The organism is Rhabdaerophilum calidifontis, from assembly GCF_008641065.1.
Lineage (GTDB): Bacteria > Pseudomonadota > Alphaproteobacteria > Rhizobiales > Beijerinckiaceae > Rhabdaerophilum > Rhabdaerophilum calidifontis.
This window is the reverse complement of sequence record NZ_VTRS01000001.1, coordinates 190861-205072: the sequence shown is the minus strand read 5'-3', so window position 1 is coordinate 205072 and position 14212 is coordinate 190861. Positions and strand designations below refer to the sequence as shown.

At 69.2% G+C, this 14212-nt stretch carries 8 protein-coding genes; 4 read left to right on the top strand and 4 right to left on the bottom strand.

The window, feature by feature from the left end; all coding sequences use genetic code 11:
* Positions 1 to 6 precede the first annotated feature (6 nt).
* Positions 7 to 1716, top strand: a complete 1710-nt coding sequence (locus FWJ24_RS00970) for a heparinase II/III family protein (protein ID WP_166443536.1) — start codon at positions 7 to 9, stop codon at positions 1714 to 1716.
* Positions 1717 to 1824: 108 nt separating this feature from the next.
* Entirely contained in the window at positions 1825 to 3420 is a 1596-nt protein-coding gene (gene purH / locus FWJ24_RS00965; protein WP_150285911.1) for a bifunctional phosphoribosylaminoimidazolecarboxamide formyltransferase/IMP cyclohydrolase, read from the top strand.
* 19 nt (positions 3421 to 3439) lie between these two features.
* Here purH and FWJ24_RS00960 read toward each other — a convergent pair whose 3' ends face one another.
* Complete coding sequence (locus FWJ24_RS00960; protein ID WP_150285910.1) at positions 3440 to 8248, bottom strand: NAD-glutamate dehydrogenase; 4809 nt, start codon at positions 8246 to 8248, stop codon at positions 3440 to 3442.
* A 141-nt stretch (positions 8249 to 8389) separates the two neighbouring features.
* Here FWJ24_RS00960 and FWJ24_RS00955 point away from each other — a divergent pair, with 141 nt between their 5' ends.
* Together FWJ24_RS00955 and FWJ24_RS00950 are read left to right on the top strand one after the other, a co-directional pair.
* Positions 8390 to 8998 carry a peroxidase-related enzyme gene (locus FWJ24_RS00955; RefSeq protein ID WP_150285909.1) on the top strand — a complete coding sequence of 203 codons (609 nt, stop codon included), beginning with the start codon at positions 8390 to 8392 and terminating at the stop codon, positions 8996 to 8998.
* Between the two features lie 455 nt (positions 8999 to 9453).
* Complete coding sequence (locus FWJ24_RS00950; protein ID WP_150285908.1) at positions 9454 to 9834, top strand: DUF2794 domain-containing protein; 381 nt, start codon at positions 9454 to 9456, stop codon at positions 9832 to 9834.
* A 77-nt stretch (positions 9835 to 9911) separates the two neighbouring features.
* Here the strand turns inward: FWJ24_RS00950 and FWJ24_RS00945 are convergent, their stop codons facing one another.
* The 3 genes from FWJ24_RS00945 to FWJ24_RS00935 all read right to left on the bottom strand — a co-directional run bounded on the left by FWJ24_RS00945 (position 9912) and on the right by FWJ24_RS00935 (position 14172).
* A complete protein-coding gene (locus tag FWJ24_RS00945; protein ID WP_150285907.1) occupies positions 9912 to 10685 on the bottom strand; it encodes a Bax inhibitor-1/YccA family protein in 774 nt (257 codons plus the stop codon).
* 203 nt (positions 10686 to 10888) lie between these two features.
* A complete protein-coding gene (locus FWJ24_RS00940; RefSeq protein WP_150285906.1) occupies positions 10889 to 13459 on the bottom strand; it encodes an ABC transporter permease in 2571 nt (856 codons plus the stop codon).
* Positions 13456 to 14172, bottom strand: a complete 717-nt coding sequence (locus FWJ24_RS00935) for an ABC transporter ATP-binding protein (RefSeq protein WP_206110762.1) — start codon at positions 14170 to 14172, stop codon at positions 13456 to 13458. The genes FWJ24_RS00940 and FWJ24_RS00935 overlap by 4 nt, the downstream gene beginning before the upstream one ends.
* Positions 14173 to 14212: the final 40 nt, after the last annotated feature.

Below are 14212 nucleotides of genomic sequence, written 5' to 3'. Positions count from 1 at the left end.
GGGCGGGTGAATCCGGTTCAGGAAACCAGGGAGAATCAGGCACCGGGCCGTAGCCTCGGGTTCCGGGCGCGGCGCGCCCTGCTGCGCCTGCGCCTTCGGCGTGCCCGCAGCCGGTTCGGGCATCTCGGCTATGGCGCAAGCCGCTTCCTCTATGTTCCGCCGCATCTTCACCTCGCCGATCCGAGCATGGCCTCGGATTTCCTTGCCGGCCAGATCGTGCTCGCCGGCCGCTCGGTGCTCGCCGGCGGGCGCCCGATCCTCGACCTCGCCGCCCCGAGCCGCGCCTTTGCCGCGGCGCTCAACGGCTTCGAATGGCTGCGTCATTTCGAGGCCAGCGGCAGCACGCCGGTGCGCGAGGGCGCCCGGCGCCTGCTGCGGCAATGGCTCGAACGCCGCGAGGCTGGCCGGCAGCCGGACGCGGAATTGCCGGAGGCCGTCATCCGCCGGGTCATCGCCTGGACGACGCATTCGGCGCTGATCACCGAGAATGCCGATTTCGCCTTCTACCGCCGGCTCCTGCGCCATCTCGCCATGGATGCCGCGATGCTCGCGGTGCTGGCCGAAACGCCGGAAATCGGCATGCTGCGGCTCAGGGCCGCCATCGCGCTGATGTTCCACGCGCTGGCGCTCAACCGCCCGGCGGCGGCGATCGCGCAGGGCGAGAAGCTGCTCCGCGCCGCGCTCGCCGATTCGATCGCCTCCGATGGCGGCCCGCGCGACCGCGATGCCGGCACCGCGATCCGGCTTGCCGCCGATCTCGTGCCGCTGCTGGCGCTCTACCGCGCCCGCCAGCGCGCCGCACCCGAATTCATCGGCGCGGCCTTGCAAAAGCTGATCGCGTTCGGCCGGTTGATGCAGCATCCCGACGGCGCGCTGGCGCTGTTCAACGGCGCGGGGCTGGTGCCGCGCGATCTCGTCTCCGAGGTGACGCGCTTCGCCTCCAGCCGCATCGGTCGGCCGGATTCCGCACCGGAAACCGGTTTCGAGCGCCTTGAGGACGAGAACGGCGTGCTGATCGCCGATGCCGGGGTGTTGCCCGCGCCCGGCTTCGGCGGCCATGCCGGCGCCGGCGCCCTCGCCTTCGAATATTCGACCCGGACGGACCGGATCATCGTCAATTGCGGCATTCCGCGCGCCGCGGAGGGGCCGGGGCTGCTGAGCTATCTCGGCGGTCCGGCGCATTCAACCATGCTGCTCGACGATCAGGCGGTCGCGACCATCGGCACGCGGGAGGATCTCATCGGCCGCCATCTTCACGCCCCGGTCTCGAACGGCGCGGGGCTGGTAGCGGAGCGCTCGCGCATCGAGGGCCACGACGTGCTGATGATCGGCCATGACGGGTTGCGCGCCGCCTATGGCTACGTGCTCGAACGCCGCTTCGCGCTGCTGCCCCGCGGCGGGCTGACCGCGCTGGACCGGGCGCTGGACATCGACCAGCGCGGCGAGACCTGCCGCTTCACGCTGGCCTTCCACCTGCACCCGCGCGTGCTGCCCGTGCCCCTCTCGCGCCAGGATGCCGTCGTGCTGCGCCTGCCGCATCGCGAACCCGGTCAGGATATGTGGCTGTTCGAAGCACCGGGCTTCCCGCTCCATCTCGAAGAGAGCCGCTGTTTCGAGCAGGAGACCGGCCTCGCCCGCACCGAGGCGATCATTCTCGACGTGCCGATTTCCGGCACGACCGAGATCCGCTGGCGCATCGTGCCCTATCACGGCTGAACGCGGTGGATCGGCGCCCTTCAGCCCGGAAACCAGCCCTTCGCGCCATGGTGCGGCGCGAAGGGCTGTGCTAGGCGGAGCGCTTTAGCGACGAGACCGGAGCCGGCCATGCCCCAGAATTCCCGCCCCATCCAGCGCGCGCTGATCTCGGTTTACGACAAGACCGGCCTCGCCCCGCTCGCCGGGGCGCTCGTGGCGCGCGGCGTGACGCTGGTTTCCACCGGCGGCTCGCGCGCGGCGATCGAGGCGGCCGGCCTGTCGGTGACCGATATCGCCGAGGTGACCGGCTTCCCGGAAATGATGGATGGCCGCGTGAAGACGCTGCATCCCCGCGTGCATGGCGGGTTGCTTGCGGTGCGCGGCAATCCCGAACACGAGGCGGCGCTGCTCGCGCATGGGATCGCACCGATCGACCTGCTTGTCTCGAATCTCTACCCGTTCCGCGAGACTTTGGCCAAGGGCGCGGATTTCGCGACCATCATCGAGAATATCGATATCGGCGGCCCGGCAATGATCCGCTCCTCGGCCAAGAACCACGTGGGCGTGACCGTCGTCGTCGACCCGGCGGATTATCCGGCGCTGCTCGCGGAGCTGGACTCGCAGGGCGGCGAGACGCGCAGCACCTTCCGCCGGGCACTGGCCGCCAAGGCTTTCGCGCATACCGCCGCCTATGACCGCGCGATCGCCGAATGGTTCGCGACCGTCACGGCCGACGGACCCGCCCTCGCGCCGGACGCGCATGCGCCGCGCCGCACTGCCCTGCGCTATGGCGAGAACCCGCATCAGCGCGCCTGGCTCGTCACCGATCCCGGCGCGGCGCGGCCCGGCATCGCCTCGGCACGGCAGGTTCAGGGCAAGGAACTGTCCTACAACAATCTCAACGACGCCGACGCGGCCTTCGAATGCGTGGCGGAATTCGATCCCGCCCGCACAAAGGCCGTGGCCATCATCAAGCACGCCAATCCCTGCGGGGTCGCGGAAGGCGAATCGCTCGTCGCCGCCTATCGCAAGGCGCTTGCCTGCGATCCCGTCTCGGCCTTTGGCGGCATCGTCGCCGCGAACGCGATTCTCGACGCCGAGGCGGCGCGGGCGATCACCGAGATCTTCACCGAAGTGATCATCGCCCCGAACGCGACCGAGGAGGCGATCGCCATCATCGGCGCCAAGAAGAATCTCCGCCTGCTGCTCACCGGCGCGCTCCCGGATCGCCGGGCCGAGGACCTGCTCGTGCGCAGCATCGCCGGCGGCCAGCTCGTCCAGACCCGCGACAACCGGACCGTCGACGATCTCGCGCTGACGACGGTGACCCGGCGCGCGCCCACCGAGGCCGAGCGCGCCGATCTGCGCTTCGCCTGGCGGGTGGTGAAGCATGTAAAATCGAACGCGATCGTCTATGCCAAGGATGCCGCCACGGTCGGCATCGGCGCCGGACAGATGAGCCGCGTCGATTCGGCGCGCATCGCCGCCTGGAAGGCCGGGGAGGCGGCCAAGGCGGCTGGCGCCGAGAAGCCGCTCACCTTCGGCTCCGTCGCGGCCTCGGACGCCTTCTTCCCCTTCGCGGACGGGCTCGAGGCCCTGGTCGCGGCTGGTGCCACCGCCGTGATCCAGCCCGGCGGCTCGATGCGCGATGCCGAGGTGATCGCGGCGGCGGACAAGGCCGGGATCGCGATGGTCTTCACCGGAACCCGGCATTTCCGCCATTGAGCCGGCTGAACCCGGCGCCTCAGCGCCGGGCGAGATCGCCGAGCATGCCGCCGAGCACGGTGAGCTTCGCCTGATTGAGCCCGCCGGCGGTGAGATCCGCCATCCCGCGCTGGACGCGGGCGATGGCGCCGCTGCCGGCCTCGATCCAGGCCGCGACATTGCCCGCCCCGGCGCCGTGCCGCGCCACGATCTCGGCCGCGATGAGCCGCGTCGCCTCGCCGATCGCCGCCAGCGCCCGGTCGAGCGCCAGTCGTTCGTAGGGATCCGTGACCCGAATCGCCCGGGCGCCTTCCAGCGCCTCGCCGAGGCGGAAGGCATCGGCCAGCGCGAAGATGGTCCGCGCCGCATCGACGATGCCGATGTCCGCGCGCTCCGCAAGGAGCTGGGCGTCGAGCGCGCCGGCCGCCAGCGGAATATCGGCAATGCGCGCCGCGAGCGCTTCCGGCACGCCGCGCCCGGTCAGCGCCGTGATCTCGGCCGCGCGCTGGGCCTGCGCCGCCGGCGCCAGCAGCGCCGCGGGATCGGCGATGATCGCCGAGACCCCGGCGCGGAAGCGCTGCACCAGCGCCGCGAGCCCCGGCGCGAAATCGACATTGCGCAGGAACCACAGCATGCGCGCGCTGACATGGGCTTCCGCCGCCCCGTAGAGCGCGAGCTGCATCTCGCCGGCGATCCGCGCATCGAGCGCATCGATCGCGAGGTTTATGTCGAGGATGCCGAACACGTCGCGCGCCAGCGCATAGGCGCGGGCGACATCCGGCAGCGGCCGCCCCGTCCGCCCCGCGAGGCGCACAGCGATCGCCGGCCCGCCGCGATTGATCACGGCATTGGCGAGCTGGGTGGCCACGATCTCCCGGCGCAGCCGATGCTGTTCGATCGCATCCGGATAGGCCCGCTGCATGGCGGCCGGGAAATAGCGCCGCAATTCCTCGACGAGATAGGGATCGTCCGGCACGTCGGAGGCAAGCAGCGCGTCATGCAGCGAGAGCTTGGCATAGGCGAGCAGCACCGCGAGTTCCGGCCGCGTCAAGCCCTCGCCGCGCGCCGAGCGCTCGGCGATCTCGGCGTCACCGGGCAGGACCTCGACCGCACGGTCGAGCCGCCCCTCGGCCTCGAGCGCGTGCATCAGCTCGACCATGTCGGGATTGGCGCCAGCGCCGGCGCGCTCGGTGAGCGAAAGCGCCAGCGATTGCAGGTAATTGTTGCGCAGGACCAGCCGGGCGACCTCGTCGGTCATCGAGGCGAGCAGCGCGTTGCGCTCGGCGCGCGTCAGCCGGCCGTCCTGCTCCGGCCGCGCCAGCGCGATCTTGAGATTGACCTCGACATCCGACGAATTGACGCCGGCGGAATTGTCGATCGCGTCGGTATTGAGGCGAATGCCGCGCCGCCCGGCCTCGATCCGCGCCGCCTGGGTCATGCCGAGATTGGCGCCCTCGCCGATCACCCGGGCACCGATCCCGGCCGCCATGATGCGGATCGGATCGTTGGCGCGGTCGCCGACCTCGGCATCGCTCTCGTGGCTCGCGCGGATATAGGTGCCGATGCCGCCGAACCAGAGCAGATCGACCTTCGCCCCGAGAATGGCGGTCATGACCTGCTGCGGCGTCGCCTCCTCGCCCTCGAGGCCGAGCAGGGCGCGGATTTCCGCCGTCAGCGGGATCTTCTTCGCCATGCGCGAGAACACGCCGCCACCCGGCGAGATCAGCGCCCGATCGTAATCCTGCCAGCTCGACCGCGCCTTGTCGAAGAGCCGCTGGCGCTCCGCGAAGCTCGCCGCCGCATCCGGCGCCGGATCGAGGAAGATGTCGCGATGGTCGAACGCCGCCACGAGGCGGATCTGCGGCGAGAGCAGCATGCCGTTCCCGAACACGTCGCCGGACATGTCGCCGACCCCGGCGACGGTGAAGGGCATGGTCTGGATATCGATATCGATCTCGCGGAAATGCCGCTTCACGGCCTCCCAGGCACCGCGCGCGGTGATGCCCATCTTCTTGTGGTCGTAGCCCGCCGAGCCGCCGGAGGCGAAGGCATCGCCGAGCCAGTGCCCGCGCGCCTCCGAAATGGCGTTGGCGGTGTCGGAGAAGGTCGCCGTGCCCTTGTCGGCGGCGACGACAAGATAGGGGTCATCGCCGTCATAGCGGACGGTTCGGGCCGGCGGCACGATCTCCTCGCCGCGGATCGTGTCGGTCACGTCGAGCAGGGCCGAAACGAAGGTCTTGTAGGCGCTGGTGCCCTCCGCGAACCAGGCGTCGCGATCGGTCGGCGGCGGCAGGTTCTTCGGCACGAAGCCACCCTTGGCGCCCACCGGGACGATGACGGCGTTCTTGACCTGCTGCGCCTTGACGAGGCCGAGGATCTCGGTGCGGAAATCCATCGGCCGGTCGGACCAGCGCAGGCCGCCGCGCGCGACACGGCCGAAGCGCAGATGCAGGCCCTCGACCTGCGGCGAGGCGACGAAGATCTCGAAGCTGGGCCTCGGCAGCGGCAGGTTCTCGATCTCGGAACAGGCGAACTTGAACGCGATCGTCGGGCGCGGGGCGCCGTCCTCGCCGCGCTGATAGGCATTGGTGCGCAGCGTCGCCTTCACGAGGTTGAGCATGCGCCGGAAGATGCGGTCATCGTCGAGGCTGGTGATCGTGTCGATCTCGCCGAGCAGCGCCGCCTCCTTGGCGGCGATCTGGCGTGCCCGCTCGCTCTCCTTCAGCTTGAGATCGGGATCGAAGCGCAGCGCGAAGAGCCGCGCGAGGTTGCGCGTCGCGGAGGGGTAGCGCGCCAGCGCGTCGGCGATATAGACCTGCCCGTAAGGCACGCCGATCTGGCGCAGATAGCGGGCATAGCCGCGCAGGATATCCGCCTCGCGCGGGCTGAGCCCGGCTTCCGCGACGAGCACGTTGAAACGGTCCGCATCGAGCCGGCCGGAGAAGATGCCGTCGAGCGCCGCTTCCAGCGCGAGTTCGAGCGCGGCAATGTCGATCTCGCCGCCCTTCTGGCGCTCGAGCGTCATGTCGTGCAGCCAGAGCCGCGCTGCGCCCTCGTCGCCCGGCTGGATGCGGTAGGTCCGCTCGTTGATGACCGTGAAGCCGAGATTCTCCAGGACCGGCACGCGCCGCGACAGCGGGATCGCCCGCGCATGCGAGAACACCTTGAGATTGGCGCGCGTCGGCTCGTCGCCGGCCTTGCGATAGATGTTGAAGGCGAGCGGCTTTTCCGGGCCGAGCGTCTCGAGCAGCACGATATCCGCGATCGCCTCCGAGGCGGTGAACGCCTCGCGATAGGCCGCGCCGAACGCTTCCGACCAGCGCCGCTCCCATTCGACGGCCTTGTCCGCCGGCGCCTCCTCGGCCAGCGCCTCGCGGAAATCGTCGGCCCAGACCCGGATGATGGCGCCGATCTCGGCCTCCAGAACCGCCTGGTCGATCACCGGCGTCGCGCCCTCGAACCGGCCGATGATGAAATGCGTCCGCGCGAGCGGACCTTCGGGATAGGCGGGATAGGCGGCCGAGATCCGCCCCTCATAAACCCGCGCGAGATAATCGCCGATCCGGAGCCGAACCCTGGTGTCGTAGCGGTCCTTCGGCACGAAGACGAGCACCGAGACGAAGCGGTCGAACCGGTCGGTGCGGGCCAGCGCGCGCAGCCGCGGCCGCTCGCCGAGCGCCATCACCGCCATGGCGAAGCGGTAGAGCGTATCGAGATCGACCTGGAACAATTCGTCGCGCGGGTAGGTTTCGAGCACGTTCATCAGCGACTTGCCGGAATGGCTCGCGGGGTCGAACCCGGCCCGCTCGAAGACACGCGCGACCTTGTGGCGCAGATAGGGCACCGCGCGCGTCGAACCGGTATAGGCGGTGGAAGTGAAGAGCCCGACGACGCGCAACTCGCCCTCGAGCCGGCCGGCCGCATCCATCAGCTTGACGCCGATATAATCGAGATAGACACGGCGATGGATCAGGGATTTGACATTGGCCTTGGCGACGAAGAGCGGAGTCGGCTCCTTGAGAAAGGCGCGGATCTCCGGCGTCATCACCACGAGTTCTCGGCCGCGGCGCAGCACCTTCACCTCGGGGTCGCGCAGGATGCCGAGCCCGTCCGCCGCCTTGGGATCGTTGAGCGTGTCGGGATCGTCGAACCGGTATTCGCGGATGCCGAGGAAGGTGAAATTGTCGGCGAGCAGCCAATCGAGGAATTGCACGGCCTCGGCGATCTCGTCCGCCGGCAGCAGCGGCGGATTGGCGCGGAAGCGGGTCGCAACCTCCGCGAGGCGGGTGCGCATCGGCCCCCAATCGACCACGGCGGCGCGGATATCGGCGTAGATCGCATCGAGGCTCGCCTCGAGCGCCGCGCGCGCCGCTGCATCGAGCCGCGCGGCGATATGGATGTGGATCAGGCTCTCGCGCCGCACCGGCGGCAATTCCCGCCCTTGCGCCGCGCCGATCAGCCGCTGGAGCCGCCCGGCACCGTCGCGCTCGACCGCCAGGATCGGATGCGCGACGAGCGCGATCGGCAGCCCGCGTTCGCTCAATTCGGCAAGCGTCGAATCGAGCAGGAACGGCATGTCGTCGTTCACCACCTCCAGTAGCGTCCCCCGCCCGCCTGTGCGGCCGGCGAGCGGCTCCACCCGCAGCTTCGGGCGGCCGGGGCGGTGCTTGCCCAGCGTCCGCAGCGCCGCCTCGCCGAGCTTGAGCCGCGCCGCCGCATCGATCGCCGCCGCATCCTCGGGATCGACCTGCGCGAAAAGCAGCTCCGCCATCTTCCGGATATCGGCCTCGCTCGCCGGCTCACGGGCGCCGGCGGACACAGGTTTCGGGCGGCTGGCGTCATGAGGCATGGGAAGCTCCGCGATGGGCCGAACGACGCGCGACGGACGGAAGCTTGCGGGGCGTCGCCGGCAGGATCATGGTGGGCGGGTCAGTGGATGGCCGGGTCTACGCCACAAGTCTAATGCGCTGCGCGCATCCGGGAGGCAAGCATGACGAACAAAAAAAGCGAGGCAAGCATGGTGCCGAGCCGGCAAAATCCGGCGGATGTGACCGCGCTTGATCTGAAGCCGGCTCCGCTCTCGCCGGAAATGGCCGCCTATTTCACCAAATGCGAGGAAAAGTTGGGGTTCGTGCCGAATGTCCTCGTCGCCTATGGCCATGCCATGCCGAAGCTCGAGACCTTCGCCGCGTTCTACAACGAGCTGATGCTCGCCCCGTCCGGGCTGACCAAGCTGGAGCGGGAGATGATCGCGGTCGTCGTTTCCGCCGAGAACCGCTGCTGGTATTGCCTGGTCGCGCATGGTGCCGCCGTGCGCCAGCTTTCGGGGCGGCCGGAACTCGGCGAGGCGCTGGCCTTCAACTACCGCGCCGCCGACCTCGCCCCGCGCGAGCGGGCCATGCTGGATTTCGCGCTCAAGGTCGCGCGCGCCTCGGCAGAGATCGAGGAGCCGGACCGCGCGCGGCTGCGCGAGGCAGGGTTCTCCGAGGCCGAGATCTGGGATATCGCGGCCGTCGCGGCCTTCTTCGCCATGTCGAACCGCATGGCTTCCGCCGTCGGCATGCAGCCGAACCCCGAATATCACGCCCAGGGCCGCTGAAACCGCAATCCGCTGATCGCGCGGCCCGTTGACATCGCGGCTCGCCGAGCGCCTCACGGCAAAACGGGCGGAGAAGCGGAGAGACGCCCGGGAAGAAGAGCATAAAGAAAAGTGGAACAAGAAAAAGGCGGAACGCCGAGGCGTTCCGCCAAAAAAGAGGGCGGCTCGCGCGGGGGGCCCGAGCCGCCATGCCGTCTGGCAGATCCGGGGGGATCCGACGGTGAGCAGGGGGGCTGGGGGGCGTAGGGTCCTGCTCGACCATCCTGCCTTGGCATTGTTTGCAGCTTGTCCGGCTCATCGGGCTGCCGAATGGTGGAAATCGGGCCAAATTGTGAAATCGCTAACCAAACCGGGCGATGCTGGAAGACTTAGCCGGCTCCTGCCGGGGCTGGCCGGCTCCTGCCGAGGCTTGCCAAGCGGCGGCAATTTGCGACACTGACCGGGTGGAGAAACGGATGGCGGCATTCGATCAGGGCACGGAATCCGAGGCGGCGATTATCCTTCCCTTCCCGCGCTCGCACGGGAATGCGCGCGCGGTGGAACTCGTGCGCTTCGACCGGCGCGAATTGTCGGAGATCCTCCGTGTCTATGGGCGCCACGTCGCCACCGGCGAATGGCGTGATTACGCGATCGAGTTCGGCCGCGAGCGGGCGATTTTCGCCATTCTCAAGCGCAGCGGCGAGATGCCGCTCTATCGCGTGATCAAGGAGCCCGCGCGGGCGGCGAGGCAGGGCGCCTATTCGGTGGTCGCCGCCGGCGGCGCCGTGCTCAAGCGCGGCGAGGATCTCGCGCGCGTGCTCAACGTCATCGACAAGCCGGCGCGGATCGTCGGCTGAGCCGGCCGCAACCGGGTGCTGTCAAAGCAAAAGCCCCGGTTCCCCGGGGCTTTCGATTCTCGCCGGACACCGTGGCCTTATTCGTTGCGGTTGCCGAACAGGCTGAGCAGCATCTGGAACATGTTGATGAAGTTCAGATACAGTGTCAGCGCGCCCATCAGCGACCATTTCTGGAGCAGAACCTGGTCGCCGGCGACCGCGTCATATTCCTCCTTCAGCCGCTGCGTGTCCCAGGCCGTGAGGCCCGCAAACACCAGGACGCCGATCACGTTGATCGCGAACTGGAGCGCCGAGGACTGCATGAAGATGTTGACGAGGCCCGCAATCACGAGGCCGAACAGCCCCATGATCATGAACTTGCCCACGCCGGACAGATCCTTCTTCGTCGTGTAGCCGAACAGCGACAACGCGCCGAACGAGGCTGCGGTGATAAAGAAGACCTGCGCGATCGACCCGAGCTTGTAGATCACGAAGATCGACGACAGCGACAGGCCCATGATCGCCGCAAAGCCGTAGAAGGTCCCGAGCAGCGCGCCGAAGCTCATCCGTTCCCAGCGGAAGGAAAGCAGGAAGACGAAGGCCAGCGGGGCGAGCATGACGGCCCATTTGAGCGGGCTCGTCCAGATCGCGGCGCCGAACGGCGTCAGCGCGAGCCGGCCATTGGCGCCCGTCGTCGTCCCGAGCATGAAGGCGCCGATCGCGACCAGACCCGAAATCGCCAGCGCGATCGACATATGGTTGTAGATGCCGAGCATATAGGAGCGCAGGCCCTGATCGTACTGGGCAGCGCTTATGGTACGGCCCATGCCCGCGGCATAAGGGGCATAAGCGTTGCGATCGAAATCAGCCATCGAACCCTCTTTGGAATCGGCCGGCAGGACAAGCCCCGCCGGTCGGTGAATGTCCGTCTGCGGACCAGCGTAATATGGCGTCAGACCGAGAATTTCTCAAGGGGGTAGAGTGTTTCGCATCAACGACATGCTTTATGCCGCGCCGGACGCGCGCTCAAAAAGAACTTTGGCAGAAAAACGGCGGTTTTCACCTTGGCTTTTATTCAGGCATGGCGCAAGTAAGATGCAGGTTTTTGCCCGAGTATGCGCCATGTCCCAGCCATTCCTAAAACAACTGTCATCAGAAGTGAGGCAAAAGCAATCGAGACAACTTCAACCCAGGCTATTGTGAATTCGAGATTCATGATCCGCCCGATGACGAAGCCGGCCGCGATTGCTCCGCAGATCAGCCCGAAAACGACGGCAATCGCCCCCAGAGCAGCGTATTCGACCAGCATCGCCCGCATGAGGACCGCCCGCGTGGCGCCGAGCGTCTTGAGGATCACCCCCTCGCGCTGGCGGGTCCGGGCGCTGGCGGCGAGCGCGCCGCCCAGCACCAGGATCGAGGAGAGCAGCGCCAGCGCACTCGACGCGCGGATCGCCAGGGCAAGCTGCGAGACGATCGAATCCACGGCGAGCAGCGCATCGCGCACCCGCACCGAGGAAATGGCGGGGAAGGCGCGGGCGACCGCGCGCGCCAGCGCGACCTCCTCCGCCGGCAGCATTCCGGCCGGCGCGGCGAGCGTCACGAGCTGGGTGTGGGGGGCGCCGGCGAAGGTGTTCGGCGAGAACACCATCACGAAATTGATCCCGAGCCGCTGCCAGCGGATCTCGCGCAGATTGGCGATCCGCGCCGTGATCCTGCGCCCGAGCACGTTCACGCTCACCGCGTCGCCGACATCGAGCCCGAGCCCCTCCGCAATGTCGCGCGCGAAGGAAACCAGCGGCGGGCCGCGATAATCCTCCGGCCACCATTCCCCCGCGATCACGGTCGAGCCTTCCGGCGGGCGCGCGGCATAGGTGATGCCCCGATCGCCGTCGAGCACCCAGGAGACGCGCTCGGCTGCCGCGATCTCGGCCGCCGGCACGCCCTTGAGCGCGACGATCCGCCCGCGCAATTGCGGCACGGTCTCGATTCTCGCCTCCGGCTGGCGGGCGCGCAGGAAGGATTCGAACTGCGCCGAATCCCGCGCAGGGATGTCGATGAAGAAGAAGCTCGGCGCGACCCCCGGCAGCGCGGCACGGAATTGCCGCGAGAGATTGACGTCGATCAGGGTCAGCGCCACCAACAGTGCGAGCCCCAGCCCCAGCGACAGGATCACCGGGGGGGTGAGGCTGCCCGGCCGGTGGAGATTGGCGAGCGCCAGGCGGAGCACCGGGCTTGCCGGGCGCGGCAGGGCGCGGGCGAGGCGCATCGCCGCCCAGGCGATCCCGCGCAGGGCGGCGATCGCCGCCAATGCCGCGATGATGTAAATCGTCGCGATGCGCTGGTCCGAGGCGGAGCCGATCGCCAGCGCCACGAAGGCCACACTGGCCGTCAGCAGCAACACGAGGTCGAGGGCGTCGGGCCGGAAGCGCTCGGCGCCGATCGCGTCGCGGAACAGCGTCGAGGCCGGCACGGCCTTGGCGCGCGCGAGCGGCAGGATCGAGAACAGGATCACGGTCGCGACGCCATAGGCGAGCCCGAGCGCCATCTCCGAAGGATAGATCCCCGCCACCAGCGGATAGGGCAGCAGATGCCCGAACAGCGTGATCGCAAGCCAGGGCAGCGCCGCGCCGAGCACCAGCCCGATGGCGATGCCGATCAGCGCGAAGGCCAGGACCTGCGCCAGCGCCGAGAGGAAAACGAAGCCGCGCGTGGCCCCGAGGCTCTTCAGGGTGGCGATGCGCGGCACCTGCCGCTCGGCGAAGGCGCGCGCTGCATTGGCGACGCCGACACCGCCGATCAGCAGCGCCGTGAGACCGACCAGCGTCAGGAATTCCGTGAACCGCGCCACCTGGCGCTGGAGCTGCGGGGAGGCGCGCATGCGGCTCGCCACCTGCCAGCCGGCATCCGGAACCGCGCGGGCGATCGCCGCCAGCGCCGCCGCGAGCCGGGCTTCTCCCGCCCCGGCGCCGAGATCGAGCCGGTAGACGAAGCGGGTCAGCGAGCCGGGCTGCACCAGGCCGGTCTGGTCGAGCCCGGCGCGCGACATCAACACGCGCGGCCCGAAGCCGATCCCGCCGGAAAGCTTGTCCGGCTCGCTCGCCAGCAGCGCGGCGATCCGGAAGCGCGCGGCGCCGATCTCGACGATGCCGCCGACCCCGAGATTGAGCCTTCCGCTGAGCACGGGATCGACGACGATGCCGTACTGTCCGGCAGCATCGGGCGCGAGCAGCGCCGCGAGCGGGCGCGTCTCCGGCCCGTCCTGCCCGGCGAGATCGAGCCGGCCGGCGATCGGATAGGCGGAATCGATCGCCTTGATCTCGACGAGCGCGCTCTCATCCCCCGCCCGCGCCATCGCGCGGGACAGGACGAGTTCGGAAAGCCCGCCCTCGCGCGCGAGGGCGGCGCGCTCCTCGGCGCTGGCCGGCCGCTGGATGAGGGTGAAGGCGGCATCCGCCCCGAGGATCACCCTGCCTTCGCGCTGGAGCCCCTCGTCGAGCGCGCGAGAGAGCGACACCACTGCCACGATCGCCCCGACGCCGAGCGCGATGCAGGCGATGAGAATGCCGAACTGCCCGATGGATTGCGGGATCTCGCGGCGCACGAGGCGAAGGATCAGCGCCAGCGGCGCCAGCAGCCGCCCGTTCATGCCACGGCCCGCGCGCGGTCGTCCTCGACGATCTGTCCGGCGCGCAGCCGGATCACGCGGTCGCATCGCTCCGCGAGCGCGAGATCATGCGTCACCAGCAGCAGGGTCGTGCCCCGCGCCTGCCGGAGGCCGAACAGCAGGTCGATGATGTCCCGCCCGGTCGCCTCGTCGAGATTGCCGGTCGGCTCGTCGGCGACAAGGATCGCCGGCCGCGGCGCCAGCGCCCGCGCGATCGCCACGCGCTGCTGCTCGCCGCCGGATAGCTGGCCGGGATAATGCCCGAGTCGCGCCCCGAGCCCCACGGCCGCGAGTTCCGCTGCCGCCCGCTCCGCCGCGTCGGGCATGCCGGCCAGTTCGAGCGGAATCGCGACATTCTCCAGCGCCGTCATGGTCGGGATCAGGTGAAAGGCCTGGAAGACGATGCCGATCCGCTGGCCGCGGAAGCGCGCCAGCCGGTCCTCCGACAGGCCGGTGATCTCCTCGCCGGCGATCGTCACCGAGCCGGAATCGGGGCGCTCCAGCCCGGCCGCCGTCATCAGCAGCGTCGATTTCCCGGAGCCGGACGGGCCGACCAGGCCGATCGCCACGCCGCGCTCGACGGACAGCGTGACGCCGCGCAGGATGTGCACGCGTGAGGCGCCCTCGCCGAGGCTCAGATGCACGTCGCGCATCGCGATCGCGGCGGGATTCGATGCGGTGATCTCGCTCGGCATGCTTTGCCTTTCCATGGCCCCTCGCCGGCACTAGATGGAG

Coding starts and splice junctions, on each gene's coding strand:
- purH (WP_150285911.1), top strand. CDS start 1,825: ATGCCCCAGAATTCCCGCCCCATCCAGCGCGCGCTGATCTCGGTTTAC.
- FWJ24_RS00945 (WP_150285907.1), bottom strand. CDS start 10,685: ATGGCTGATTTCGATCGCAACGCTTATGCCCCTTATGCCGCGGGCATG.
- FWJ24_RS00955 (WP_150285909.1), top strand. CDS start 8,390: ATGACGAACAAAAAAAGCGAGGCAAGCATGGTGCCGAGCCGGCAAAAT.
- FWJ24_RS00960 (WP_150285910.1), bottom strand. CDS start 8,248: ATGCCTCATGACGCCAGCCGCCCGAAACCTGTGTCCGCCGGCGCCCGT.
- FWJ24_RS00940 (WP_150285906.1), bottom strand. CDS start 13,459: ATGAACGGGCGGCTGCTGGCGCCGCTGGCGCTGATCCTTCGCCTCGTG.
- FWJ24_RS00935 (WP_206110762.1), bottom strand. CDS start 14,172: ATGCCGAGCGAGATCACCGCATCGAATCCCGCCGCGATCGCGATGCGC.
- FWJ24_RS00950 (WP_150285908.1), top strand. CDS start 9,454: ATGGCGGCATTCGATCAGGGCACGGAATCCGAGGCGGCGATTATCCTT.